This is a genomic window from Blautia sp. NSJ-175 (genome assembly GCF_022867815.1).
Classification (GTDB): domain Bacteria; phylum Bacillota; class Clostridia; order Lachnospirales; family Lachnospiraceae; genus Blautia; species Blautia celeris.
On the sequence record NZ_JALIFQ010000017.1, the window covers coordinates 44,746 to 70,666 of the forward strand.

A 25,921-nucleotide genomic window follows, 5' to 3' on the forward strand; every position below is an offset into this window, starting at 1 on the left:
AAATGTAGAGAGAGAAAATTTACCGAAACAAGGAAAATACTTACTATATGGATTCCTGATAATCGCGCACGGAAACCCCTGTGATCTTCTTAAAACACTTGGAAAAATAATTGGCATCCGGTATGCCCACCAGCTCCGCGATCTCATATATCTTATAATGTCCCTCCTTTAAAAGCTCTGTTGCCCTGTCGATTCGGATGCGCATTAAATAATTGGAAAAATTTACTCCCGTCTCCTGTTTGAAGAGCCGGCATAGAAAGCTTGAGTTTACATAATATTTTTTAGCCATCCCGGCCAGTGTGATTCCGCTGTCCCTGTAGTTATCCTCCAAGTCCCTGCACACCTGGCGGATCACATGATTTTCCGGCAGTTCCCTTCTGTTTGTACATCCTGCAATAATATAGCCGGTAAAATTCAGCAGATAATTCCGCATCTGCTCCTTCTCTTCCATTCTTATCACATACTTAAAGGGTACGCTGTTCGTTTGAAAAAACTGGGATACATCAAAACCATAATCACAGATCAGGCGCATTAACCGGGTGATACAATTTACCGTATCCATCCTGGCCGCGTTGATCTCCAGCGGAGAATTCCCCTGATAGCATTCAAACATCCTGTTTATATAGCGATATGCCTGCTCCTCCTCTCCCGCCTTCATAGCCAGACAGATTTCTTCCATGCACTCGTCCACCTTCTCCTGATATTCCTGCTGTGCCTTCAGAAGATTTCTTTTCTCCAGAATGCTGTCCCTTACCTTGCATACGCTCTGTCTCAGCGCTTCCCTTCTGACAGGTTTCACAATGTAATCCGCCACCCCCATGCGGATGCCCTCTCTGGCATACTCAAATATCTCATATGCGGTCAGCATAATGATCTTAATATCCGGATACTCCTCAGCCACCCGGCGGGACAGCTCCAGCCCATCCATAAAAGGCATTTTAATATCCGTGATAAGAATATCCGCTTCGTTCTCCCCCAGTAAATCCAGCGCCTCCTGTCCGCTCTCCGCCTCCCAGGCGATCTCACAGCCAATCGCCGCCCAATCCAGGCAGATTCTCAGCAGATTGCGGGTATTCGCCTCATCGTCTACAATCATAACTTTTATCTTCTGTTCATTCATTTCAAATCCCCCTGGCTCTCCCCGCATAACTGCAGGGGCAGCTTAAATGTGATTACAGTCCCCATCCCCCTGATGCTCTTTATTTCACAGCAGTCATCATAGGAATAATAAATGCGGATTCTTTCCATAGTCCCGCACAGCCCGAAGCTCTTCTCCTGTTTGTCACCGGAGTAGAGTTCTTCCACCTTCTCCGGCTCCATTCCCACACCTGTGTCCTCCACGATCAAATGCATCTCCTCATCCACTCTGCAGACTTTAATATAGATGCTCCCTTTCATTCCCCCGGGCCGGATTCCATGGTAGAGAGAATTCTCCACGATTGGCTGCAGAATCAGTTTCAGCACCTTTTTCTTCCTGAGCTCGGGCTGGATCTCTGTTCTGTAGTCAAATATATCCCCATATCTCAGCCTCTGCAGTTCCAGGTAGTCTGTCACAATCTTTATCTCTTCTTCCACTGTGACAACCGTGGACCCATGGCTCAGGCTGCCGTGATAATAACTCCCCAGATTTTCAATGGCCGTATAGGCCCGCTCCTTATCGCCGGACAGCACGAGATATCCGATCGTATCCAGTGTATTATACAAAAAATGAGGTTTTATCTGTTCATACAGGACGCTGAGTTCGTACGTTCTCTTGTCCTTCTCTGTCTGGATACCCCGTTTGATAAGAGAATCTATCTCCTCTATCATCTCATTATATTTGTCCTTCAGGATTCCGATCTCATCTTTGCCTGTATCCAGATCCACTTTTTTGAGACTGCCCATTTTTACCTTATTCATGGATTTTATCAGTTTCTGGACTGGATGGGTGATCGACCGTGAAATGAAAAAGGATGCTGCTATAAAAATAAGGGAACAGAACACACTCATAATAAGGATTGTGGATTTTGCAGTCTTACTCTCTGCCTCGACATTCTGCAGGGAGGCTGTATTCACTATTTTCCATCCGTATTTCTCCATTTTAGAGCCGGAATAGACGTACTCCTCGCCCCTGGTCAGTTCTAATACAGAATGGATCTCTTCACTTCCGTTATAATCAAGGATTTCCCGGGGAAGTTCTGTCCGTTCCGCGCTTGATATAATGATATGATCGTCAGCGTCCAGGATCAGAAAGGGGATATTATCATAGGGCTTTGTCTGTCCTCCCAAAAACTGGCGCTCCAGAATATCCAGCACCAGTACACCGATGGGTTTCTGCGTCTCTATATCATTGATGATCCTCACAAGGGATATTACGGACTCCCCCGGGTATTCATTATAGTAATATAGATTGGCTATAAGCTTGAACCCGCCTTTCAGTGCTTCGACCTCATCAAACCACTCCTGGCTGAAGATATCTGTCCCCTCAAAGGTATTCTTCTTATTGTTGTTGATGCCATATCTGTTCTGATAACGGTCATAGATGGTTATGGATTTTGCTACCGGATATATATCCATATAAGTCATGATCTGGGAGAATACTTCTTTTGACTGCACTGTATAACTCTCATCCACAGACTTCAGAAAGTTCTGTACCGACGAGTTGGCAATGATGATCCTCGAAATATTATTCAGACTGTTGATCGTATTTTCAATGGAGGACTCCTGCACAGACAGCACCTGTTCTGTATACTCTCTGGCTTTATTTTTTGAAATATTCCATGTATAATCGTTATACAGCCAGAAAGAAAACAGGATGAACACTGCAAGTACGATAAAATATATGAGTAATATCTTCATGTTTAGCTTTAAATTCCTGTATGAAAATCTTTCTGCCCCTCTCATATCTGCCTCCTGTTAAATATTTCCATTATGAAAGCAAAACAGCGTTTGGTGAAGCCCGTAAAAATCACCTTATACCAAAGGATGACTTCACACTGTGCAACACAAAACGCTGTTTCCCTGTTATTGTTTAATTAAAAATGCCTCGTATCCGCTCAAGCAGTCCATTTTAATCTCTGTATAGCCGTCCTCATAATGAAACTGTACCGCTTCACATGACGGCAGCCTTATTACACCTGCCGGGCTGTGTGCGGTTCTGATCCTGACAGCTTTGTCTTTTACCATATACTTTTCTTCTATGGTATCCAGCATTTTCGCTTTGCCTGTCACCACGTAATTCAGCATATGCAGAATAAGATCATTTCCCTGGCACCGGAGGCTCAGCTCTGTTATGGCGGGCAGGTCTGTCTCAATCAGGGGCCTTTCCAGAAGACGCCGGATGCACCCCTCTGTCAGATCCCTGTAGACTGTATAACCGCTGTCCGTATACATACGGAAAACAGGAAATGCCATATAGATGCCTGACGCCGTCTCCAGAATAGCCGGTTCCCCATCGCTCTCTCTTTTGGGCGGTGTCTGTCTGTGTGAACAAAAGTGTTCGTATGTACGGGAAAAGTATGGATTTATGATCTCTGCCAGCACAGTACCGTCTCCGCTTACCTGCTCCCCGGCTTCATACAGGACATGGTCCGTCTCCGGGACTTTTGGGAATATCCCGCTGTCCTTCATCCTCAGGTAGCGCACATCGTACCCGCTTCTGCCCAAATGTTCCAAAGGCATGCCGGGTATTATGGATCTACCGTCCTCTAACCCTGATGTGCCGGATACCAGAAGTTTTCCTCCCCGTTTTACAAATGCCTCTATCGTTTCTGCATACTGCCCGTCAAGCTCGGCGTGGTCCGGCAGGATCAGGAGCCTGTAGTCCTCAAGGGAATCCTCCTTATTGACAAAATCAAAGGGAAGGTGCAGCTCTGAGAGCACACGATATACGCCCTCCTCAGTCATTCCTCCCAAAGAGGGGTCTTCTGTCCCCGCCCTGGTTGGGATCAGTACGGCGATCTCCCTGACTTTTGCAGTACCGTACAGCCACGGCTCCATACGCTCTATCTGCCCAAAGATTCTGCCGATCCGTTCATACACCGTAGGATCCAGCTTTCCGCAGGGATGCATCTGATCGCCCACACATACCCTTGCCCCGTTGGCAATGGCACGGAAGCATTCATATTCCAGGGCGTTTTCATGGCGCAGAGAACCAAAGTCTCCCCACGCAGTGTGAAACTTCCCGTTCATCATGCAGATGTCTTTCTCATATTTGTTCAGATAATTTGCTGCCACAGGAAAATGCGTATACCCCCACTGTTCACTCGGAAGAGACTCAATATCCAGAAAATCAAAATATTTTCTTTTTTCAATGGATGAACACTGCTTGTCAGAACCGTCATCCAGCTCATAGGGAAATGAGTTGAAATATATTTCAAGCTTCCCGTCCAGGGATTTTAAATAACGGTAAAACACCTCACAAAAGCGTGTCTCCGATATCTTGTCAAAACGGCGCACGTCTTTTGCGTTTTCAGGATCAAGTCCCAGCGCTCTCATGTCACGGGAACAGGTGGTACATACACATCCCCTTCCCTGTACAATATCGATCCAGAATCCGTCCGGATGATACCGGTCGTATACTTCTTTCATTTCCGCCTTTAAAATTTCCTGGTAATCTTTGTTGTTATAGCAGATACATTTCCAGGAATAATAAGAACTGTCAAAGGGCTTTTTATTCCCCCATATCCCCTCCGCATTCACCATGAGCCATTCCGGGTGCCTGGCAGCCCAGTCCTCGTTCCATGACACGCAGGTGTAGGCCAGTGCCCGGATATCATGCTCCCGGCACGCCTGCATCTGGGCGCCGAATAAATCGAATGTCAGCCCCGGATGCATGGTGCCTATCGCTGTGGGATAATAAAACATTCCATGGTGGCATTTTGTAAAAAGATTGATGGAATTGACATGGGCTTTTTTTAAAGTTTCCGCAAATTCCTCTGCGTCAAACTCTGCCCCGATTTCCCCGATCATAGGGGATGTGTGAAAATCAAGATGTATCTGCCGAAAGGGAATTCCTTTTCTCTCCATACACTTCTCCTTTGTCTTCATAGCTTTCGGTATCTTTTCTTGATTATAGAATTGTCTTGAAAATAAGTCAATTAGTTCCAATCAAATTTAAAATATGGTAAATTTTTTACTTATTTTTGCAAAATTTTCCTTCTTTATGGCTGCAGATGTACCATATGAAAGGGGATGCCTGCTCTTTTCAGAACCTCTGTCTCCCTTCTGTTACAGGTAAAAATAATGACCTGTTCTTTCTCTTTGTACAGCCATCCAAGCGTCTCTTTCATGCGCTCTTCATCGTACATGGCAAATACCTCATCGAGCAGAAGCGGCATAGTCTCCTCACAGCAGAAGATATCTCCCACAGCAATACGCAGAGCCAGATATACCTGTTCTATGGTTCCCTGGCTTGCCATAAAAAGAGGCACATGGCGCTCTTCTGTAAACAAGTCGATCTTCAGCTCCTCATCTATGGATACCTTCTTATATTTTCCTCCGGTCATGGTGCAGAAAATATCTGAGATGCGGTTCTTCAAAGCTTCCCCCACAGACTCCTGTGCGGATACGGACAGACTCTGTATGGTCTCTGCCGCAAGTTCTAAGCTGCGTATCTCCTCCATCTCCGGTCGGTCAGAGATTCCTGTCATCTGAAGCTCTGAGAGTTCTTCCTGCAGGTTGGATAACCTGGTCCTTTTTTCCTGTATCTGGGCTGTGAGCAGTCGGATACTGTCACCGGTGATCTTTCTTTTCGGAAGACTGCCGGAAGTATTGTCCGGCATGGACTGTCCGGCATGTTTTGTTTCCTCTTTTTTCCCTGCTTTCTTTAAGGCAGTTGAGGTATATGCCATGAACAGGAACTCCGCTATGAGTATACATACAGCGGATATACATGCCGCTTTCCACCCGGCTGTAAAGAAAAGGATTCCCCAGACGATAACATCGCCCACAAGGAGTGCCGGAATCACCTTTTTCCAGTTCAGTGTTCCTCCTGTTCCCGGCATGTTTTCCTGATGCAGTTCTTTTCGTCTCGCTTCTTCCCGTCTCTGTTGTTCCCGCCTCAGCTCTTCCTGTCTCTGTTCTTCCCGCCTCAGTTCTTCCTCTCCTGCCTTCTCCCGCTTTTGCTCCTCCAAAAGCTTTTGCTGCAGTTCTTCTGTCTCCCGCTCCAGATAAGCGATTTCAAACTTTATCTTCTTCTCCTCTGCTTCCTGCTGCTGTTCCCTTATCTGCATACGGCTCTGCCACTCTTTCTTTTTCTCCTTCAGAAGCAAAAGCGCCCTGTCAAGATTCAGCTTTCCGTCACCGCTCTCCTGATAGCTGCTCAGATAATTCCGCAGTTCCAGAAGCAGGGCGTCCCCGGTACGGCTCTTCATCTGTCCTATGGATACTGTATTTTCGTATACAGCTTCACTTATGCCGCCCAGCAGCATCTCCAGGTCACCGTCCTTTACAGACAAAAGTTCCCCGTCGCTTTCGCAGACCAGTTTTGCCCCCTCTTCCCCTCTCCTGAAATCCCGCTCCAACCTGAATTCTTTGCCGCCGCAGGAAAAGCGCAGACTTCCTTCATACCAGGATGGATTGTCCCAGGGGGTATAGCGGGTGTAGGAGTCTGTCCTGGCTGCCCGGCCCCTCATTTTTCTGAGACCGAATAACATGCCCTGGATAAATGCGTGGAGCGTACTCTTCCCGCTTTCATTTTCCCCGTATATAATATTGATGCCTTCCTCCAGCCGTATGGAACGGTTCCGGAATCTGCCGAAATTTTTTAAAATAAGTTCACGGATGATCATAGAACGCTATTCCTCCCTTGACGCCATCAGAGCCTCCATGCCATACACAAAGGCCTTCTCTTCCGTGGCTGAAAGCTCCCTGCCGTCAAACCGCTTTACATAGGACTCGATCAGGCTGCCGCGGTACTGGCGCATAAGAGATTCCCTGTCATAGACGGTATGGCTTTGGTCCACTGCCTCACGCACATTTCCCAGCTTCATAATTCGTTCCATATCAAACTCTGTGCCCATGGCGTGTTCGCCCTTTATCAGGATCCGGTACAGGTTGTTCCTGCCCTTCTCCTCCATGAGTCTGACCAGTGCCTGTTCAAGAGAAAACTGTGTGGTACTCTCCTTTACCTTTACAGGCAGAGGGATATAAGAACGGACGGCTGCGGGGACGAATTCTATTCTGATCCCCCCGTTTCCATATACGCCTTTTATATAGCCATGGGGTCCCAGATCGTTTTTATCTATGGGTTCCAATGCCCCGGCATAGGCTATTTTATCCTTTGCCAGAACCTCCGGTTTGTGTATATGCCCCAGGGCAATGTAAGAAAATCCGGACCGTTCCAGTACGGATCTGTCAAAGGGTATATGTGTCCTGTCCCCCCCATGTGCCAGCAGGATTTCCAGGGGCTGGCGTCTCTGGGGCCTGATATGGTGATATAAGGGGTCAGTGATCTCTTTCCTGTCATAACTTATCCCGTAAACCGCAGCCCCAAGATCCGGAAATTCCACACATGGCTCCTGCTCTCCCCACAGACAGAACACATTCTCTGCCCACGAAAAGCGCCGATAACAGGATTCCCGCTTCAGATAGTCATGGTTTCCCGCTATCAGTACCACCTTGGTATCCGGTATCGTTGAAAACAGATAATTTACTTCCTTTAATTCTTTCATCAGAGGCTGTCTGTGAAACAAGTCCCCTGCAATCAGAAACAGGCCGGCTTTTTCTTCGCCGACCTGTCTTATCAATCTTCGGAAACTGTCCCATATCTCACGGCCTCTTTCTTTACTCCAGGGAAAACCTTTGTCAGGTTCTGCGCCCAGATGTATGTCAGCGGCATGAAAAAATTTCATGGGTTCTCCTTTTTATAAATCACAGTTGTTTACAGTTCTCGGGAACGGAAGGACGTCACGGATGTTCTGCATACCTGTCAGATACATGACGCAGCGCTCAAATCCCAGGCCGAATCCGGAATGACGGGTGGAACCGTATTTGCGCAGGTCCAGATAGAAGTCATAATCCGCCTCATTCAGGTTCAGTTCCGCCATGCGGGCTTTCAGCTTGTCATAGGAATCCTCCCTCTGGCTTCCGCCGATGATCTCGCCGATGCCGGGAACCAGGCAGTCCATAGCTGCCACTGTCTTGTTGTCATCGTTCTGTTTCATATAGAAGGCTTTGATCTCCTTCGGGTAATCTGTAACAAATACAGGGCGTTTGTACACCTGCTCTGTCAGATAACGCTCATGCTCGGTCTGCAGATCACAGCCCCAGAACACTTTGTACTCAAACTTGTCATTTACCTTCTCCAGGATTTCAATTGCCTCTGTATAGGTAACATGTCCGAATTCAGAGTTCAGTACATGTTTCAGGCGGTCCAGCAGTCCTTTGTCGATAAAGGAGTTGAAAAACGCCATCTCCTCGGGAGCATTCTCGAGCACATACTGGATGATATATTTCAGCATGGACTCAGCCAGTGCCATGTTGTCATCCAGGTCAGCAAATGCCATCTCCGGCTCGATCATCCAGAATTCTGCCGCATGGCGTGTGGTGTTGGAATTCTCCGCGCGGAAGGTAGGTCCGAATGTATAAATATTGCGGAATGCCTGGGCATAGGTCTCACCGTTGAGCTGACCGCTTACTGTCAGGCTGGTCTCTTTTTTGAAGAAATCCTTGCTGTAATCCACTTTTCCCTCCGGGGTTCTCGGAAGGTTTTCCATATCCAGAGTGGTGACGCGGAACATTTCACCGGCACCTTCACAGTCGCTGCCTGTGATCAATGGGGTGTGCACATAGACAAAGCCCCTCTCCTGGAAGAACTGATGAATGGCATACGCGATCATGGAGCGCACACGGAACACTGCCTGGAAGGTATTGGTTCTCGGACGCAGATGGGAAATGGTGCGCAGGTATTCCATGGAGTGGCGCTTTTTCTGCAGCGGATAGTCTGCAGCGGAATCCCCTTCCACAGTGATCTCCTCTGCCTGGATCTCAAAAGGCTGCTTTGCCTGGGGTGTTGCAACCAGGGTACCTTTTACGATAATGGCAGCGCCTACATTTAACTTGCTGATATCCTGGAAATTATCCATGCTGTCATGGTAAACTACCTGAAGTGTCTCGAAAAAGCTTCCGTCATGGAGTACAATAAAGCCGAATGTCTTGGAATCGCGGACACTTCTTACCCATCCGCCCACAGTCACCTGTTTGTCCAGGTACTGCTCTTTGTCCCTGTAAATTTCTTTTACTGTTGTAAGCTGCATATTTATTCTCCTTTATTTGCCGGTCCGGTGACCGTAAAGTATCAATTTATAAAAAGCGGAGTGGATTTTTTATCCACTCCACATTAGTATATCTCATTGTTTCCTGCTATGCAAGGGGTATTTGGCGCTCTACCACTCCAGATTTCCGCAGTTTTCGTACTCTTTTTCCCGGTCAAAAGCACTGATTCCGCTGCTGCCGCACAAGTAGAATGTATTGCCGATATAAATACCGCGCACACACGCCAGTTCGTCCCCGGAACTGTCCATCCATTTACTTATGCTCTGATACAAAAGCTTCTGGAATCCCTCCTCCGGATTATAGGTGAAGACTCCGTAATATCCCTGCAGTTCATAGTAATTTCTGTCATATACTCCCGCACTGAACCCCAGAATATTCTCTTCAGGGTCAATGAGAATTGACCTGTAGTCCTCCATAGCCTGGCAGAAATCCACATTTTTCAGCACCATCTTGTCAATCTCCTTAACGTCTGCCGGATTGGAAATATCGAACATGGAGAGCTTCAGCCCTTTCCGTTCTCCTGTATCCGGGTCCGTCTCCCAGCCGATTCCCAGCAGCTTATTCTCCCCGTAAAAGTGCAGGTATTCGGAGAATCCCGTGATCTTCAGCTCACCCAGGATCTTCGGATCTGCCGGGTCTGAAAGGTCAACGGAAAACAGGGGGTCCATCTGCCGGTATGTGACAAAGTATCCGGTGTTCCCCATAAACCTGGCAGAATATATCTGCTCCCCTTTTGCCAGGTCTTCCACCTTTCCTGTCATCTTCAGCTTATCATCCAGCACATACAGGCTGTTGCTCATGCTGCCTCCCCACCATCCGTCCTTGTATCTGGTAGCCACCACCCTCAGATAGCCATCATATTCATCCATAGAAAATGTATCGTTAATACTCCCGTTCACTTCGCCTGCTGCCCTTGCCTGTATCTCACCGTCTTTATAGGAGAACCGCACGATTCGGGTCCGCATCTCCTCACCCCTGTAATCCTCCCCGAAAATGTAAATGCTCTCCCTGCTCACATAACACCTGCCTGATGCCCCGATCAGGGATTTGCTCTCCTGTATCTTATCCGGTTTCTCCAGGTTCACAGAGGAGATCACCAATTGTCCGTTCTCCATCTGCGGCACAGCCGGATAGAGCACATCACTGCTGTCCAGAAGTTCATTGTTCACGGAAGGCACATAGAGCCTGGGCTGCGCTTCCTCCGCGTCCTCTCTGTACACAGGATAGAACTGGGAGAGGAGATACACATAATTCCCCACCTTTCTGGTGGAATAATATCCTCCGTCCTGCTCCACCATGCCCTTCAGGGTTATTTTGCTCTTATCCGTGATATCATATGTATACAGACGGATAAAATCCCTGCTGTTCACCATATACGTCTCATCCCCCTGCCATTCCAGGCCCGAATCATATCCGCTGGTGACTACACAGAGGGTATTGCCGTCCACATACATCTCCTGTATGGAATCCGTCAGGTCATCCAGTGATGTCTGGCCTACGACTGACAAACTGCCCCCATCGGCAGATACAATGCGAAGGGTACCGGAACCGGTCAGTGTATAGATATAGGAGCCGTCCGTCTTCACAATATCCCCCTCGTCCACGCCTTCTGTGCGGACGTTGGTGGAAGAGAAATCCGTCTCCCCGCCTGCTGCGTAGCCCGCTGCAGTGCCTGCGGTATCCTCCGCGACAGCCGCCTCCGTACTTGCTGCTGCATCATTTTTTGAAGCACTGCTGCCGCCAGACTCTTCCACATAACCTCCGGTGTCCACCATCCGCTTCTGCTCCCATTCCTTCCTGGCATTTTCTGTCTCCGTATATATTTGTTCATACAGCTCTTCGTAGCTACTCCCGGCAATATATCCCTCTGCCGTCTCTTTGTCCTCTGATTTCTTCTCCGGAGCCGCCTCATCTGCTTTTGCCATATCTTTGGAGTCTTTTGGTTCTGCTCCCATATCCCCGCCGGAAGCAGCGCTGTCTTCTGCCCCGGTATCTTGTTTCGCTGCCTCAGAAGAAGTATCCATGGACTGGGCACTATCCGCTTTGTTCTCGCTTCTGTAGTTCAGATTCATAAGGGGCATAAGGTTTACCGCGGCGACCACCAGGATCACGCAGGCTGCGGCCACCCCGGCAGTCTTCCGGTAACGGAACGCAAAGTCCGCGGCGGCATCTCTCCATTTCCCGTTTCTGCCCTTCGAGTTTTTCCCCTGCTCCAGCAAGCGGTCCAGGTTCTCAGGGTTCAGGCTCTCGGGGATTTTCTCCTTGTCCGCAGACTCCCTGATCTTCTGTATGATTTCATGCCGGTTATTCTCGTCCTGCATCTGATTGTCATTGAAATTCTCATCCTTCATATTCTTCGCCTCCCTTCTCACTGTAATATCTCTTCCATCTTCTTCAGCGCTCTGTTAAGCCTTGAGCGCACGGTATTGTGGTTTTTATGTAGGATAAGGCCGATTTCCTTACTCTTATACCCTCCGAAGACCTGCATGGCCACAATGAACCGCTCCTCATCGCTGAGGGAGAAAAATGCCTCCCGCACCTGCATGTCCCGGTCCAAATCTCCCCGCACGCTCCCCTCCTGTTCGTACAGCGGCTCCGTCTTCCTGGTATACTCCTTCAATTTCCGTTTGCATTTGTTTGACAGGATCTTAAAAATCCAGCCCTTAAAGGCCTCACTGTCCCTCAGCTTCGTGATCTCCGCATAGGCATCTGCCACTGTCTCGGCCACCGCATCCTGGGCATCTTCCGGGTTCTTAAGTACATATAACGCAAAACGGTACAAATCCTGGTAAACTGCCTGATATAACTGGGCAAACGCTTCTTTGCTTCCCTGCCTTGCCTCATACGCCAACTGCTTACAGTCCGTCATGCCGCCACCTCTCTTTCCTATGTTCCTTCTTATCCGTACACGGCATCCCTCATGCCGGTTGTTCCCTTTTATTATATAAATATTAGTGTTCCCTTTGCACCTTTTTGTTGCATTTTACCGCAAAAAATATTATTCATCTTTTTCGCAAAGTTCACTTGACATTTTATGCAAAGCAAGCTATACTAAAATTGCAAAGTTAACTATGCAAAAGCAATTCCATCCGTTTTGCGCGCCCCTGCGCTGACTGTACACACGTTATGCATTCCAGACAAAGGAGCTGATACAGAAATTGGAGACCAAGATACGTGAACTGCGGAAAGCCCGCAAACTCTCCCAGGAAGAGCTTGCCTTCGCAGTCGGAACCACAAGACAGACTATCACATCCATCGAGGTGGGCAAATATACCGCCTCCCTGGTCCTGGCCTATAAAATAGCACATTACTTCGGCCTGACCATTGAAGAAGTTTTTGACTTTTCAGATGTGGAAGCCGCTGATAAATAAGGAGGAGTAAAGATTATGGAAAAATATAAAAAGACATTAAGAATCAGGATCGCCCTGTTTGGCTCTGTGATTCTCTTAAACGCTGTCCTGTCCATATGCCAGCGTATTATGGATGACAGGGGAAAAATCCCCGCTGATGTAAGCAGTATCATTGACTTCCAGTCCGGCTTCCTGATGGGCCTTGCCATTTTATCTCTGTTCATGCTTATAAAATACCGCAAACTTCTCCGTGACGAGCGAAGTCTGCGGGAATCCTACAACAGGGAAACCGATGAACGGATGGTTCTCATACGCTCCAAGGCCGGGATGCCGGCTCTGCTCATAACATCCATAGTTATGATTTTTGCAGGCATCTTCGGAGGGTATTACAATATCATTATTTTCTATACCCTTTTAGCCGCCGGCTTATGCCAGATCCTTCTCGGTGTCTGCCTGAAGTTTTATTATATGCATAAACTTTAATATACGAAAAAGAGGAAGAGTGCGGTCACTCTTCCTCTTTTTCGTCTACCGCATCGTTCCCGTTGCGGGCACCGGCACTGTTGTCCATAATCCTGACTGCTTTCACTGATGTACCGTCCGCGATGAAATCCCAGGCAATCTGTTCCCCTTCCGAGTAATATGCCTTTATCCCATATTTCTTAAGCCGCCGGGCAGTTTTACTGTTCACGGAATCCGGATTTTCTTCCTCATTTCCTGTTATGATCCCATAGGCAGGCATAACGGCATTTAAAAGAGATTTGGATGCAGCGTCCTTTTCTCCATGATGCCCCAGCTTCAGGACATCTGCCCTGCAGTCCCGAAAGGATTCCAGAAACTGCTTCTCTTCCCCTTTTTCCATGTCCCCTGTCATAAGAAATGAGGTATCTTTAAAGGACCAGCGCGCCACCATGGAGTTGTTGTTCTCATTTTCCGGGTCCTTGTCCGGTGGAATCCATACCTGTACCTTGGCCCCTCCAAGTTCCAGCACTTCACCGCCCTGCATCTTTACAATCTCTGTCTGATATTCCGCGGCGGTCTGCTCTACATCTGTTTTTTTATAGGTCATGTCATCTTTTCCAGAGAGATAGATTTTATCTGTGGGATACTTCTTTAGTATCAGCTTCAGCCCGCCCGCATGGTCCTTATGTCCGTGGGAGAGAAAAATCCCGTCAAGATGCTCCACCTTCTTCATTTCCAGGAAACGGTCCATGACTGCATAGTCCTCTTTTTTTCCCGTATCGCACATATAATATCCGCCTCCGGGCACCCGGATCAGGAAAGCATCTCCTTTTCCAATGTTGATAAAAGACAGCACCATCTGCTCTTTGCTGCCGCAGCCCGCGATCAGAAACAGGGCTGCCATCATCAGGACCGGTATAAGAAACTTTTTCTTCATCATTCCCTACTGAAGGTTTTCCGGATTCAGCACTTCCAGTTCAGGAACCACGAAGCGCCCGTCTTTCCGTATGAGCACATCGTCAAAATAGATTTCTCCGCCACCGTACTCCGGTCTCTGGATCAGTACCAGATCCCAATGGATAGCCGATACATTTCCGTTCCAGGCATCATCATAACAGCTTCCCGGAGTAAAATGAATGGAGCCCTGAATCTTTTCATCAAACAGGATGTCCTTCATGGGGTGCAGGATATAGGGATTCACCCCTATGGCAAATTCCCCCACATAACGGGCTCCCTCATCCATATCAAAAATTCCGTTGATCCTCTCCGTGTCGTTGGCCTCCGCCTTCACGATCTTTCCGTTCTCAAAGGTAAGGGTTACATTCTCAAATACGAATCCCTGGTAGGAGGACGCCGCATTGTAGCGTATGGTCCCATTGACGGAATCCCGGACCGGAGCTGTGAACACTTCACCGTCCGGGATATTGCTCTCACCGCTGCAGGGAACCACGGGAATATCCTTGATGGAAAAAGTCAGATCCGTGCCTGGTGCTGTGATCCTGACCCGGTCTGTGCGCTGCATGTACTCCACCAGGCTCTCCATGGCCTTACCCATTTTCCGGTAATCCAGGGTGCATACATCGAAATAAAAATCCTCAAAAGCTTCTGTGCTGGTGCCGGACAACTGTGCCATGGCATCATTTGGGTAGCGGAGGACTACCCATCTTGTCTTAGCCACCCTCACCTCATGGTGTACCGGGGTATTATAATATTTATCATAGACAGCCATATTCTCCGCCGGAACATCGGACAGTTCTGTAATGTTGTCCGCGCCTCTCACGCCGATATAACAGTCCATGGCCTCCATCTCTTCTCTGTCCACCCTGGCCATAAGTTCAACCTGCTCCCTAGTACAGTGAAGAAGCATTTCCCTCTGCACTCTGGGGTCGGTAAAATGCGGGAAGGGAACTCCCCCTGCCTGATATACCTCCCGGATAAGCTGCTTTGCCAGCTCTGTGGTGGAATATCCTGTGTAATGGATATAGACCTTATCTCCCTTCTGCACATCGCAGGAGTGATTCACAAGCCCGTATGCCAGTTTCCTGATTCTCTCATCCATAAGTTGTCCTGCCTTCCATTCTTATTCCCTGCCGGGCACTGCCGCTTATTCCGGCAGTGTCTCAATATAGCTGATAAATACATTTCCTGCCGCTTCAAAGGCTTTGGTGCTGTCATCAAGCCCCATATACTTTGTCTCACCGCTTGCCGGATCATACAGCAGGGTGTTATAACCGTCATATCCTACAATGACCCTGTTGTCATTTTCCCCCAGTGATACGATCACCGGCCTCTGAGCGCTCACCTGATAGAGTACCTCTTCCAGTGTACATCCCGTTAAGTTCAGCACAGTCCCCGTATCCCCAAGACTCTCCTGCAGGGCGGCAGTGTCAAGGGAGGCTGACCGGAAGCCTTCCGGTATGTCATCCAGGTTCAGGGTCACCTTTGTCTTCTGGTTTCCTCTCTCCCACACATACTGCTGGTTACGGTTTAAGACTACCCCCATCATTTCATCCGCTGCTCTGATGGCCTGGGCCGGGCTGCTGTAGATACCCGCCAGGCTGCCTTTTGCATAGACAAAATATCCGTCCAGCGCTTTTTCCTTTATATCCATGTTCAGCACGGTATCGTTCTCATTCACCATGAGCTTTGTCTCCATCCTGAGGGGATTCTTGTTCCTGCTGTCCTCGGAGAAGATCAGTCTTGTGATATTTGCCTGCCGCACGGTTGTGGCGGTGGCAATGGAGATCACTTCATCCTCCGCATTCTTCACATTGTTCATAATGTGCTCACTTGGAATCTCTGTATACCGGTCCACATTCCACTGCGCCTGTTTCAGCTCCAGAAGTCCCTGCTGGATATCCACATCCATAATATATACGCCGTCCTGCTGGTAATCCTTCACAAGCTTGCCTGAGAATTTCTGGATCTTTACTTCATGCATGGCATAGCGCAGGCTTCCTGTGGCATCCACCACAATATCCCCGTCTCTGGCTACGCCGTAGACCAGGTCCTCATTGATGAAGCCGAAGGCCCTTATCTTTGTACCCTCATCCGCGGTAATGCGCTTCTGCTCTCCGGTCTCCAGGTCCATAAAGATAATGTTCATGGTCTGCAGCGGGTCCATTTCCTCCATCCACGCCACATGCCGGTTGGTATTGGACGCTACAAAACAATTCTCCGCGATCTCTTCCTTTACAACCTTGTATGTCTTGTCCTGCATATTGATCTGATACAGGCTGTTGTCCAGCATGAGGTACAGCAGATCATCCGTGCTCACATAAGAAAGGATTTCCACATCCCGCTTCATAAATTCATAAGATTTGGTGGTCGGAAGGAAAAATTTTTCTTCCAGCACATTCTGTTCACTGTAATAGTGGTATACACAGGTCCCGGTGTATCCCTCATGTTCTCCCCGGTTCATATAACCATAGAACACAAAATCCATATCTCCGTTCTCCTCCACACGCACGATCTTAAAGTCATGCATGGAGTAGTCGTATCTGTCATCCGTGTCCCGGCCTTCCCGGAAGCTGAAAATCTGCGTCATCTTATTGGTACTGGTATTGTAGGACCACAAGTCCCCCTGCTGTACAAAGGCCAGAACACTTCCCGCCTGGCTGGCTGCAAACTGGACATTCTTCGGTGTGACACCCAGATTGATCTTGCCCGAGGACACTGACATTTCATTTCCCGTAAAAATCTGCTTTGCAGAACGGTTAAAATCCAGAAGCATGACTCTGGTATCCCCATACCGCATGCGGTAGAACTCATCCACCTGATAGTATTCCTCATATCCCTCCTCATCCTTTGCGGTAATGTAGTAGGTTAAGGTCAGGCTTCCTGTAGTCTCGTTGATATCCTTGATTGTCGGAACTCCCTTTCTGCTGATGGCTGGGGCAAGGCTTCCCCAGGTGACCATATCCGCGCTTGAGTGGATGTTCACATTGGTAAAGCTGTTGTTTACAGCGGTATCATCTGACTCCAGATACGTCCTCAGCTCTCCCACGTTGTCTTTGCTGAAGGTTTTGGAGGAAAAACTCTGCACAAACTCCAGGTATTTGTCAACGTTCAGACCTGTACGCTGAATCACCCTGGTGTAATAATGCCAGGAACCCTTGTCCGTATTCAGGGTAAAGACCAGGGTATACTCCTGGTTCATCAAAATGGAATTCTCCAGGGCAAACGTGGCAGTCTGCGCACTGCCGTTCTCCTCAAAGTTCTTGATCTTGGCATTTTCCACCACTTTGCTGCCGTCCGAGGTCCTGACCTCATAGACAAGGTTTTTTATTTTATGGTCGTATGGCAGAATGCTGACAGTCATCTTCTTGTCTGTTCCCACAGGAGTCAGGCTGTCTCTCATGAAATCCACCTGCATTTCCTGTGCATAACCGTACATACGGTTCATCTCCTGGCCTTCGTACATCATGGAAAGCACGGGAAGGGACGCCTCCTCCATGTCCATCTTGTTCTCTGTTGTCTCCTTATTCATAAAACTGGAGAATCCGATAACACCCAGGATAAATATGAGCAGCAGGACTCCCAGCTTTGTCAATACTTTTTTCATCTATCGTTCCCTTCTAAGAACAACAGTGATGCAAGGGTGGGTTCTGCCTGAAACTCCCGGGCGCATCTTACCCATGCTTCTCTCTGCTGTCTGCTGACTGTTTTGTTTTCATTTTTCACTGCACGTATGAGCAGATTCTTGGGCGTGTGCTCCACATCAATAAACTCCAGGATCTGCGTGTCGTACCCTGCGCTTTCCAGCATCTGCGCCCTGAGCCCGTCTGTGAGGATGGCCGCAAAACGCTCCTTTAATATGCCGTACCCAAGTACAGGGGCCAATGTGTCATTGGAGATCTGCCTGTTCAGCTCATGCTGACAGCAGGGCACAGACAGGATGACAGAGGCACCCCATCTCACTGCTTTTGCCAGGGCATGGTCCGTAGCGGTATCGCAGGCATGAAGCGTCACAACCATATCCACATGGCTGCACCCTTCATAGGATGCGATATCTCCCTGATAAAAATGCAGTTTTTCGTAATGATATTTTTCTGCCAGACGGCTGCATGTCTCAATGACGTCCGCCTTCAGATCCAGACCGATCACCTGGATATCATAGCCTTTCAGCTCATGCAGATAGTGATACATGGCAAATGTGAGATAGGATTTGCCGCACCCGAAGTCAATAATATTCACTTCTCTGTCTTTCGGGAGCCTTGGCAGGATGTCCTCAATAAACTCCAGAAAGCGGTTGAGCTGCTTAAATTTATCATAACGGGCATGTTTCACCTTACCCGCCTCATTCATGATTCCCAAATCTATCAGATAGGGCACCGGCACCCCTTCCTGCAGCAGATATTTCTTCTGCCGGTTGTGGGTCAGCATAGGGACAAAATCCTCCCTGCCCTGTATTTTCTTAGTCTTGATGGTCAGTCTGCCCTTCTTGCTGGCAAGCACTGTCCCCTGAACGCCTTTTGCCTCCAGCTGAAGCTGGCGGAACTCCTGCTGCATCCAGTTGTCTGTGAGACAGAGGACTTCATCCCTCTGATGGTTTTCATGAAGCTCCTTCTGTCCCACAGTCCTTGTAACCTGATACATAACCTGGCCCTTTAAAAGCAGAGGGCGTATCTGTATTTTAGACGGCCCCTCTTTTTGGCGGGGGCCGCTGATGATAATTCTGATCAAATCTTCATTTATATATAAATCCAGAAATTTTTCCAGTTCTGTCATATTTTCTCTCCTAAATAAAATGCTTTCCTCAGCATCATTACTATTGTAAAAGTTTTATGACAAAACCGCAAGCCCCAAGTGCAGTTTTCTTGAGACTCTTCTTACTTTTGCTGACACTCAGCGGTATAATCTTCTGCAGCGCCTGCGCCGGCATCTGCGTCTGTACACTTCGTTGAAGAACAGGACCTCTATCAGATCCTGCAGCGCTTCGTCCGGAAGGTTGCCGCATCTTCTGCAGAAACCGGATTCCACTCCCATCCTTCCGCTATCTCTGCGTATCTGGCTGTGGATGGAATCGCAGACTTTGCGCATCATGTATTTGTCCGGATGTTCATCGTACATCCTGCTGCCCTCATAATCCATACGGTCACATGCATCCTCCACATAACACTGGATGTATGCGGCGTTTTCCGGGTAATTGGCGCGCAGGCGCCGCATATCCTGCTGCATCACCCGCTCCTGCCCCAGTATCTCTTCCCTGGGGTCCGCTTTCTTAACTGCCATAAAAAACCTCACTGATTCTTCTCATAGTCAGTATATGCAGAAAAGAAACCCGCGTCACTGTTCCACAGCGGTCCTGGGCGTGTAGGGCGGTACCTGCCCCCCGGGTTCTATGGTGTTGGACACATAGGTGAAACCATCCCCGTCATCTGCCCCGCGTATGGTGACCCGATGGGTAAAGAGCCTGTCATTTTTAAGCTGTGGACTGACCGCATCAACTGTCAGGGTCAGGGTTCCATCCCCGTTATCCTGTAAATCCACCACCTCCGGAATCCTCTCTGTCCAGTCAGCAGTGTTGCTGCCCGCGATCTGTATCCAGGGATATGTCCCTGTTCCGCTGTTATATCCTGCCTGCACCCTTAACTGCTCCACAGGTATACTGAAATATTTCTCGATCAGATCTTCAAATTCACTGCTGCCGATCCCCTCCGGATACTGGGCACTGTCCGGCAGGCTCCCCTGGTCAATTCGGTAGAGCACATCATACAGGTCGTTGAAGTTCACCTGCCGGAAGTTGGACTCATCCCATTCCACAAGGAACAGATTGTTTCCCTCATAACCGATGGGCTCTATGTACTGCTCACACATTTTGCGCAGCTCTTCGTCCAGGGGGAGCACGCGTATGGCATCGGTACCGTCTGCCTCCATCCCCTCCGGAATATATCTCTCATAGAAAAGGTAGCCTTTCTTTGTATACGCCCATTTCCAGGCTTTGTACCGCACCATATCCACCACATATGGCTCCTGCTTTTTATTCCAGTCCACGATCGTGGAGGTGATGGTCACTGCTCCTGTTTTGTCTGAGGTAAAATCTATCTTTTCCATTCCTCCGTCATCGTGAATGCGGTAGATGGAAACAGCTGCATCCTCTTTTTTCTCCTGACCTGCCAAAAACTTCTCCGCAAGCTGGTAGTTCTCCATGTTCTCCCTGTTCCTGTTATCCAGGGCAGCATACCCCTGGCTTCCCATCTTCTTTACCAGGGCTGCCACAGTGTCCATGGAAAGCACCTCCTCCTTGCCGCTGTTCTTCTTTGCCTGAACTAAAAGGTCCTGATAGCTCTTTGCAGCCTGGACAGCGGCCTCTGTCAGGGTTTCTGACTCATCGGCAGGTATTTCCATCTCATAATAGCTGTTTTCCTCTTTTACAGCCTCCCGGTCCTCTTCTTTGGCGGTATCGGCACTGACAGTCACCTCTTCCTTCTGCTGTACCTTGTCTCCGCATCCGCCCAGGATCAGGCTTACTGCTGTCACACACATCATAACCCCTTTTAATCTCACACCACGTCACTCCTTTGCCAGCATTTCATCCAACAGTGGTCTGTCCAGATCCACCACATAACCGCTTCCTCCGCGGTCTTTCACATCCTCCACCATGTTGAGCATCAGGAAACTGTCTGTCTTGTCCCCGTCCGTATTGAATACGGCAAACCATCCAAGCTCCGTACCATTTTCATCATCCTGGGATGCTTTGATCTCCGCGGTTCCCGTCTTGCCGGCCAGGTTCGCTCCTTCTGTATAGGCACCGTGGCCGGTCCCGTTCTCATCCTCGATGACTGCCGTCAGATCCTCTTTTATCACAGCGGCAGCCTCCTTGGAAAAGGCACCTGCGATCCAGTATTCCGGTGTTTTATTGTCTGTCATCTCCAGATATGGCTTTATCATATTTCCGTCGCCTATAAACGCGGAGTAAATACAGGCCAGATGGAGGGGATTCATCAGAATCTGTCCCTGGCCGTATCCGCTGTCCGCAAGCTGGATCTCCGAAGTGATTCCGTCTTCATTGGAATACTGGGATTTGCTCATACCGATCTCAAATGGTATCTCCTGCCCGAATCCCAGTTTTTTCAGTTGTTCCGTCAGTGTATCTGCCCCGATTTTCAGCGCTGCCTTGGCAAAATAAATGTTGTCTGAGTAGACAAGGGCATTCCGCAGAACCGCCTCATCCCCGTACTCATGCAGCGTTGTGATCCGGTAATCCCCCCAGCTCTCATCCTTCTGCCAGGAAAGGCCGCTGGCTCCCAGGTTCTCGTCCGCCGAAAGGGTTCCCGTTGTAAGGCCCACCGCGCCGATGACAGGTTTGAAGGAGGAACCGGGCACCCAGCTTTCCCTTGTCCTGTTGTACAGGGGCTTATCCTCATCGTTGTTCAGGGAATCCCATTTCTCCTGAGACATTCCCAGTACAAAGTCCATGCTGTTGAAGGTGGGTGTGGATACCATTGCCAGCACCTCACCTGTCTTAGGGTTCATGACAATGGAACTGCTCTTGTCGTTCTTATACTGCTCATACACACTCTGCTGCAGGTGGCCGTCAATGGTCAGGGTAATATTCTCCCCGTCCTTCGGGGCTGCCATGGCAAGTGCCTCCTTTTCGCTGCCCTCTGCGTCCACAATGGAAATCTTATAGCCTTTCCGGGCCTTCAGCCTGTTCTCGAATAATTTCTCCAGACCGCTTTTTCCCAGAATGCTCTGTTCGTCATAGCCTTTGTCCCTTAATTCTTCCAGTTCCTCTGCGTTTATCTCCTGGACATAACCCAGAAGATGGGATGTGCACTCCCCATAGGGATAAACCCTGCTTTCCGCATCGGAGATCATCACACCGGGAAGTTCCAGCAGTTTATCCTTCAGGGTGGCCTCCCCCTCACCCACAGGGGTCTCCAGCTGGCTGCTGCTCATCTTCTTCACAGGGACAAAGGAATCATCCTTCACCCAGGAAGCATCCAGCTTTTCGGAAATACTGCCGGCTGTGGTCCCCAGAAGCGCTGCCATGGTTTCCAGCTCCTCCTGGGGCTGGACCGCCATTTTGCCCGGAACAAGCCCTACATTGGCAACCGTCCCCTGGCCTGCCAGAAGCTCACCGTTTCTGTCATATATCTCTCCCCGCTTTGCGTCTATGCTGACAACACTCACCTTGTCCGCAGCCTTCAGATTGGGGAATATCATGGAATCACTCCACTTAATGCGCCATTTTCCGCTCTCCTTCTCAAAAAAAGCGTCATTGTCGAAGGAGATTTCCCCTGCCACGGTATCCATGGTGACTTTATAGGATATGGGCTGGCTTTTCTCCTGCTCCTCGGAAATGTCCAGACGGATATTCTCTGCCTCTATGCCCTCATATATTTTCTGGTTCCTGACGACAAAGTCCTCTGCATTCACGGTATTTCTGCTGGCCTCGTCAAGCAGTGCATACATTTTGTCATATCTTCCCTTCTCGATATAACCCATGTACTCCTTCAGCACATCCTCACGCTTCTCCTCAAACTTTACCTTGTACAGAACCAGGCCCGCCGCACACACGGCGATGGCCGCCGCGATGCCTATCACTGCCGCTGCTTTCTTTCGCTTCATAAAATAACCTCCTTCATGTAAATACACTCCCTATACAAAAATCCTACAAATGTAAGATATAGTTTCACCCAATATATTACACCTGTAGGACTTATTGTCAAGTATTTTCTTTATTCGGTTTTCGCGTCCCCGTCACCGGTGTTCTGCGCATCTGCAGGCACATCGGTCACTTTTGCAGTCTCCTGGAGGATCTCACAGGATTTGCTCCAGAGTACATTGGCCTTCACCATGGTCTCATCGCTGTACGCGCTCTTGAGGGCCTCAGCATCCTTAAAGCCATAGTCTTTGGCAAACTTCTCAAGCTCTGCCTCATAGTCTTCCACAGAGATCTCTACTTTCTCCGCATCGAAGATAGCCTGCACGATCAGAGACTGCTGCAGGATGTTCTGTGCCATCTGTGTCATGGTCTCCTCTGCCTGTTCTGTGGAAATGCTCTGGGACTCCCAGTATTCCTCCAGAGTCATGCCGCTTGGGCTGGCATACTGCTCCTGGATCTTGTTCTTTACATAATCCATGGTCTCGGACATGGGTTTCTCCGGGTATTCCGTGATCTCTGAGCTTTCCACAACTTTCTGGAACAGGTCGGATTTGAGCTGACTCATATAGTTCAGGTCAGCATTCTCCTTCAGGGAATTTTTGATCTCCTCTTTATACTCATCCACGGTCTGCTTGTCTGTATTGTTCTTTACCCACTCATCTGTCAGCTCCGGCGCTGCCTTGATGGCATTGATCTTCACCTTGAACTGCACCGGCTTGCCGGCCAGGTCAGGATTGTTGCTGTACGGGTCCGGGAAGGTCAGGTCAAGGGTGACTTCCTCCCCTTTGCTCTTACCGATCAGGCCGCTCTCAAATCCGTCGATAAAGGAATTAGAGCCGATGAGCAGATCTGAATCCGTGGCGGAACCGCCGTCAAATGCCTCTCCGTCCAGGTATCCTGTGTAATCAATATTGACGGTATCGTTCTCCTGTACCGGTCTGTCCTCTGTGATCTCCTCTGCCTTGTAGGTGAGCTGCTGGCTGATGTAATCCTCCACATCAGCGTCCGTGATCTCTGTCTTTGTCTCTGTGACTTCCAGGTTCTTATAATCTCCCAGTTTCACATATTTGCTGATATCATCCACATCGACAGCCACCACATTGCCCTTGCTGTTGGTATCTACTGCCGTATCCTCCGCGGATGTCTCAGTCTTTTTATCATCGTCTTTGCTCTTGTCACTCTTCTTGTCACCGCATCCTGCTGCCATCACTGCAATACTGAGAGCCAATAGCGCCATGATCAGTTTTTTCTTCATATACAATTCCTTTCGTCTGTGGTTTCTGGTTTCCGCATAAGGAAGTTATACCACACATGACCTGAAAAAGGAACCCTTTCTTTCACATTTTTATTGCCTTTTCACAGAAACAATGCTAAAATAATAGTTGCGTTATCAGTCCAGATTTTAGGAGGTCTAACACAAATGGTGTGGAAAGTTCTACTGATTATTTTAATCGTTTTGGTAGTCGTTCTTGCCGTTTTATATTTTCTTGGCAAGAGGGCACAGAAAAAGCAGGAAGCACAGCAGGAGCAGATAGAAGCAGCAAAGCAGTCCGTCTCTATGCTGGTTATCGATAAAAAGAGGCTTCCCATTAAACAGTCCGGTCTTCCCCAGATGGTGATCGATCAGACACCGAAGCTTATGAGACGTTCCAAACTCCCCATCGTAAAGGCAAAAATCGGTCCCAGGATCGTTACCCTGGTGGCGGACGAGCAGGTCTTTGAGATCATCCCCGTAAAGAAGGAAGTCAAAGCAGAAGTAAGCGGTATCTATATCACCGGTGTCCGCGGACTGCGCGGTGCTTTGGAAGCTCCCCAGAAGAAGAAAGGGTTCTTCAAGAGAATGCGCCTCAAAGCGGAAAACATTGCCAAGGGAAACAAAACAGAGAGTAAGGATACGAAAAAGAAAAAGTAAAAAACTGCCGCCCGGGAAACGAAACCCGGACGGCTTTTTTATGATGCCAGGTGGAAATTGCCTGCGGCCTGGGGCTTCACATTTACACAGATCTGGCAGTCCGCTGTATGTATATCGTTGATCTCCAAAGCGTAGTCAATGAGGATATCAATGTTCTCCTCCTGCTCCTGCACATCTATCCTGGTTGCTGAGATTCCCATCTGCATATCTCCGAAAGGAGTTGCATAATAGGTCAGGTTCTTCTTGGCCTCCTCAAAGATCATGTGCGTGTTGGTGAGGCCCTTTTTCTGCACCTCCACATAGCCCTGCATCACTTTGATCATATTTTTTGTGATAGTGTCATATCCTTCCTGCACTTCCTCATAGCAGATGAAATGATGGCCATTCCTGTAGTAATAATCTCCCTTTGCCACCACTTCCACTTCTTCCGGCTTCTCCCCGGCTTCAATCGCCTGCATCCCTTTTACTGTTATCAGTACATCTTTTGTCATGTTCAATACTCCTCAATATTAATCTGCTTGGTCATCCTCACATCGTAGGGCAGGATAGAACCTGCAAACTCCTGGAAACGTTCCTCCGCGTCACTGACATAGAAGCGGTAGGGGAACTCCTCCTCCTCGTGTCCGTCATTCTCAATCCCATGTTCCTTTAACAGCTCCCGAAGTGCCCTGGCAGTCTCATAGGCGGGGTTTACCAGGGTAACGCTTTCCCCTGCCACCTGACGCATCAGGGAACGCAGCAGCGGATAGTGGGTACAGCCCAGGATCAGGGTGTCCACGCCCTGTTCCAGAAGGGGGTCCAGATAGCGTTTTGTCACTTCAACCGTCACTTCATCCTTCAGCCATCCCTCCTCCACCAGGGGGACCAGCAGGGGACAGGCCTGGCCGATTACCTGGATCCGGGGATCATATTCATGTATAATGGCAGGGTACAGCTCGGAATTCACCGTTCCTCTTGTACCGATCAGGCCGATCTTCTTATTTCTGGTCGTCCGGGCAGCCACTTTTGCTCCCGGTTTCACCACACCGATAATGGGAATATCTATCTCCTCCCGTATAGTTTCCAATGCCATGGCACTGGCAGTGTTGCACGCTACTACAATGGCCTTTACCTCCTGTGTCTGCAGAAAACGTACAATCTGACGGGAATATTTCAACACGATCTCTTTTGACTTGCTTCCATAGGGCACTCTTGCAGTGTCCCCAAAGTATACTATCCTCTCACTGGGCAGATTGCGCATGATCTCTCTGGCAACTGTAAGTCCGCCCACGCCGGAATCGAAAACACCGATCGGCGCCTGTTTATTCTGGTTCATATGAAAACCCTCTT

At 48.9% G+C, this 25,921-nt stretch carries 21 protein-coding genes; 3 read left to right on the forward strand and 18 right to left on the reverse strand.

Going from position 1 to position 25,921, the window contains the following annotated elements; translation table 11 throughout:
- Window positions 1-43: 43 nt before the first annotated feature.
- The 8 genes from MUB35_RS22115 to MUB35_RS22150 form a co-directional block, all read right to left on the reverse strand.
- The gene (locus MUB35_RS22115) at window positions 44-1,120 is read right to left on the reverse strand and encodes a response regulator transcription factor (RefSeq protein ID WP_244806854.1); all 1,077 of its coding nucleotides are present in this window, start codon (window positions 1,118-1,120) and stop codon (window positions 44-46) included.
- The gene (locus tag MUB35_RS22120; RefSeq protein WP_227246574.1) at window positions 1,117-2,883 is read right to left on the reverse strand and encodes a sensor histidine kinase; all 1,767 of its coding nucleotides are present in this window, start codon (window positions 2,881-2,883) and stop codon (window positions 1,117-1,119) included. Before MUB35_RS22120 ends, MUB35_RS22115 begins: the two co-directional genes overlap by 4 nt.
- A gap of 120 nt (window positions 2,884-3,003) precedes the next feature.
- Window positions 3,004-5,007, reverse strand: coding sequence for an alpha-amylase family protein (locus tag MUB35_RS22125; RefSeq protein ID WP_244806855.1), 2,004 nt, complete (start codon window positions 5,005-5,007; stop codon window positions 3,004-3,006).
- A 134-nt stretch (window positions 5,008-5,141) separates the two neighbouring features.
- Window positions 5,142-6,770, reverse strand: coding sequence for an ATP-binding protein (locus MUB35_RS22130; protein ID WP_244806856.1), 1,629 nt, complete (start codon window positions 6,768-6,770; stop codon window positions 5,142-5,144).
- A gap of 6 nt (window positions 6,771-6,776) precedes the next feature.
- The gene (locus MUB35_RS22135; RefSeq protein WP_033142004.1) at window positions 6,777-7,832 is read right to left on the reverse strand and encodes a metallophosphoesterase family protein; all 1,056 of its coding nucleotides are present in this window, start codon (window positions 7,830-7,832) and stop codon (window positions 6,777-6,779) included.
- Between the two features lie 12 nt (window positions 7,833-7,844).
- Window positions 7,845-9,236, reverse strand: a complete 1,392-nt coding sequence (gene asnS / locus MUB35_RS22140; RefSeq protein ID WP_033142003.1) for an asparagine--tRNA ligase — start codon at window positions 9,234-9,236, stop codon at window positions 7,845-7,847.
- A 129-nt stretch (window positions 9,237-9,365) separates the two neighbouring features.
- Window positions 9,366-11,606, reverse strand: a complete 2,241-nt coding sequence (locus MUB35_RS22145) for a beta-propeller domain-containing protein (protein WP_244806857.1) — start codon at window positions 11,604-11,606, stop codon at window positions 9,366-9,368.
- Between the two features lie 17 nt (window positions 11,607-11,623).
- A complete protein-coding gene (locus MUB35_RS22150; RefSeq protein ID WP_118743647.1) occupies window positions 11,624-12,124 on the reverse strand; it encodes an RNA polymerase sigma factor in 501 nt (166 codons plus the stop codon).
- 289 nt (window positions 12,125-12,413) lie between these two features.
- Between MUB35_RS22150 and MUB35_RS22155 the strand changes: the two genes are divergently transcribed.
- Together MUB35_RS22155 and MUB35_RS22160 are read left to right on the forward strand one after the other, a co-directional pair.
- Complete coding sequence (locus MUB35_RS22155; RefSeq protein ID WP_033142001.1) at window positions 12,414-12,626, forward strand: helix-turn-helix transcriptional regulator; 213 nt, start codon at window positions 12,414-12,416, stop codon at window positions 12,624-12,626.
- A gap of 15 nt (window positions 12,627-12,641) precedes the next feature.
- Window positions 12,642-13,088: a hypothetical protein gene (locus MUB35_RS22160; protein WP_033142000.1), complete on the forward strand. Its 447-nt coding sequence runs from the start codon at window positions 12,642-12,644 to the stop codon at window positions 13,086-13,088.
- Window positions 13,089-13,113: 25 nt separating this feature from the next.
- Here MUB35_RS22160 and MUB35_RS22165 read toward each other — a convergent pair whose 3' ends face one another.
- From MUB35_RS22165 to tig, 8 genes are all read right to left on the reverse strand, one after another.
- Window positions 13,114-14,004 carry a ComEC/Rec2 family competence protein gene (locus tag MUB35_RS22165; protein WP_244806858.1) on the reverse strand — a complete coding sequence of 297 codons (891 nt, stop codon included), beginning with the start codon at window positions 14,002-14,004 and terminating at the stop codon, window positions 13,114-13,116.
- 6 nt (window positions 14,005-14,010) lie between these two features.
- Window positions 14,011-15,126: an aminopeptidase gene (locus MUB35_RS22170; RefSeq protein ID WP_054353106.1), complete on the reverse strand. Its 1,116-nt coding sequence runs from the start codon at window positions 15,124-15,126 to the stop codon at window positions 14,011-14,013.
- A 45-nt stretch (window positions 15,127-15,171) separates the two neighbouring features.
- Window positions 15,172-17,631 (reverse strand): hypothetical protein, encoded by a 2,460-nt coding sequence (locus MUB35_RS22175; RefSeq protein WP_244806859.1) that lies wholly within the window; start codon window positions 17,629-17,631, stop codon window positions 15,172-15,174.
- Complete coding sequence (locus MUB35_RS22180) at window positions 17,628-18,797, reverse strand: class I SAM-dependent methyltransferase (RefSeq protein WP_118743652.1); 1,170 nt, start codon at window positions 18,795-18,797, stop codon at window positions 17,628-17,630. Before MUB35_RS22180 ends, MUB35_RS22175 begins: the two co-directional genes overlap by 4 nt.
- 117 nt (window positions 18,798-18,914) lie before the next feature.
- Window positions 18,915-19,301: a hypothetical protein gene (locus MUB35_RS22185; protein ID WP_052099540.1), complete on the reverse strand. Its 387-nt coding sequence runs from the start codon at window positions 19,299-19,301 to the stop codon at window positions 18,915-18,917.
- 54 nt (window positions 19,302-19,355) lie between these two features.
- On the reverse strand, window positions 19,356-20,576 hold the full coding sequence (locus MUB35_RS22190; protein WP_244806860.1) for a DUF6070 family protein: 1,221 nt from the start codon (window positions 20,574-20,576) through the stop codon (window positions 19,356-19,358).
- Between the two features lie 6 nt (window positions 20,577-20,582).
- Window positions 20,583-22,643, reverse strand: a complete 2,061-nt coding sequence (locus tag MUB35_RS22195; protein ID WP_244806861.1) for a penicillin-binding transpeptidase domain-containing protein — start codon at window positions 22,641-22,643, stop codon at window positions 20,583-20,585.
- A 110-nt stretch (window positions 22,644-22,753) separates the two neighbouring features.
- Window positions 22,754-23,935: a trigger factor gene (tig, locus tag MUB35_RS22200; protein ID WP_244806862.1), complete on the reverse strand. Its 1,182-nt coding sequence runs from the start codon at window positions 23,933-23,935 to the stop codon at window positions 22,754-22,756.
- A 165-nt stretch (window positions 23,936-24,100) separates the two neighbouring features.
- On the opposite strand from tig, the gene MUB35_RS22205 reads away from it, so the two are divergent.
- On the forward strand, window positions 24,101-24,592 hold the full coding sequence (locus tag MUB35_RS22205; protein WP_033141995.1) for a hypothetical protein: 492 nt from the start codon (window positions 24,101-24,103) through the stop codon (window positions 24,590-24,592).
- Window positions 24,593-24,630: 38 nt separating this feature from the next.
- Here MUB35_RS22205 and MUB35_RS22210 read toward each other — a convergent pair whose 3' ends face one another.
- Complete coding sequence (locus tag MUB35_RS22210; RefSeq protein ID WP_033141994.1) at window positions 24,631-25,083, reverse strand: DUF1934 domain-containing protein; 453 nt, start codon at window positions 25,081-25,083, stop codon at window positions 24,631-24,633.
- Between the two features lie 2 nt (window positions 25,084-25,085).
- Window positions 25,086-25,907, reverse strand: a complete 822-nt coding sequence (gene murI, locus MUB35_RS22215) for a glutamate racemase (RefSeq protein WP_118743656.1) — start codon at window positions 25,905-25,907, stop codon at window positions 25,086-25,088.
- Between the last annotated feature and the right edge of the window lie 14 nt (window positions 25,908-25,921).

What these genes read in the sequence shown, in the direction of transcription:
- MUB35_RS22115 (WP_244806854.1), bottom strand. Translation starts at nt 1,120, where the DNA reads ATGAATGAACAGAAGATAAAAGTTATGATTGTAGACGATGAGGCGAAT.
- MUB35_RS22120 (WP_227246574.1), bottom strand. Translation starts at nt 2,883, where the DNA reads ATGAGAGGGGCAGAAAGATTTTCATACAGGAATTTAAAGCTAAACATG.
- MUB35_RS22125 (WP_244806855.1), bottom strand. Translation starts at nt 5,007, where the DNA reads ATGGAGAGAAAAGGAATTCCCTTTCGGCAGATACATCTTGATTTTCAC.
- MUB35_RS22130 (WP_244806856.1), bottom strand. Translation starts at nt 6,770, where the DNA reads ATGATCATCCGTGAACTTATTTTAAAAAATTTCGGCAGATTCCGGAAC.
- MUB35_RS22135 (WP_033142004.1), bottom strand. Translation starts at nt 7,832, where the DNA reads ATGAAATTTTTTCATGCCGCTGACATACATCTGGGCGCAGAACCTGAC.
- asnS (WP_033142003.1), bottom strand. Translation starts at nt 9,236, where the DNA reads ATGCAGCTTACAACAGTAAAAGAAATTTACAGGGACAAAGAGCAGTAC.
- MUB35_RS22145 (WP_244806857.1), bottom strand. Translation starts at nt 11,606, where the DNA reads ATGAAGGATGAGAATTTCAATGACAATCAGATGCAGGACGAGAATAAC.
- MUB35_RS22150 (WP_118743647.1), bottom strand. Translation starts at nt 12,124, where the DNA reads ATGACGGACTGTAAGCAGTTGGCGTATGAGGCAAGGCAGGGAAGCAAA.
- MUB35_RS22160 (WP_033142000.1), top strand. Translation starts at nt 12,642, where the DNA reads ATGGAAAAATATAAAAAGACATTAAGAATCAGGATCGCCCTGTTTGGC.
- MUB35_RS22165 (WP_244806858.1), bottom strand. Translation starts at nt 14,004, where the DNA reads ATGAAGAAAAAGTTTCTTATACCGGTCCTGATGATGGCAGCCCTGTTT.
- MUB35_RS22170 (WP_054353106.1), bottom strand. Translation starts at nt 15,126, where the DNA reads ATGGATGAGAGAATCAGGAAACTGGCATACGGGCTTGTGAATCACTCC.
- MUB35_RS22175 (WP_244806859.1), bottom strand. Translation starts at nt 17,631, where the DNA reads ATGAAAAAAGTATTGACAAAGCTGGGAGTCCTGCTGCTCATATTTATC.
- MUB35_RS22180 (WP_118743652.1), bottom strand. Translation starts at nt 18,797, where the DNA reads ATGACAGAACTGGAAAAATTTCTGGATTTATATATAAATGAAGATTTG.
- MUB35_RS22185 (WP_052099540.1), bottom strand. Translation starts at nt 19,301, where the DNA reads ATGGCAGTTAAGAAAGCGGACCCCAGGGAAGAGATACTGGGGCAGGAG.
- MUB35_RS22195 (WP_244806861.1), bottom strand. Translation starts at nt 22,643, where the DNA reads ATGAAGCGAAAGAAAGCAGCGGCAGTGATAGGCATCGCGGCGGCCATC.
- tig (WP_244806862.1), bottom strand. Translation starts at nt 23,935, where the DNA reads ATGAAGAAAAAACTGATCATGGCGCTATTGGCTCTCAGTATTGCAGTG.
- MUB35_RS22205 (WP_033141995.1), top strand. Translation starts at nt 24,101, where the DNA reads ATGGTGTGGAAAGTTCTACTGATTATTTTAATCGTTTTGGTAGTCGTT.
- MUB35_RS22210 (WP_033141994.1), bottom strand. Translation starts at nt 25,083, where the DNA reads ATGACAAAAGATGTACTGATAACAGTAAAAGGGATGCAGGCGATTGAA.
- murI (WP_118743656.1), bottom strand. Translation starts at nt 25,907, where the DNA reads ATGAACCAGAATAAACAGGCGCCGATCGGTGTTTTCGATTCCGGCGTG.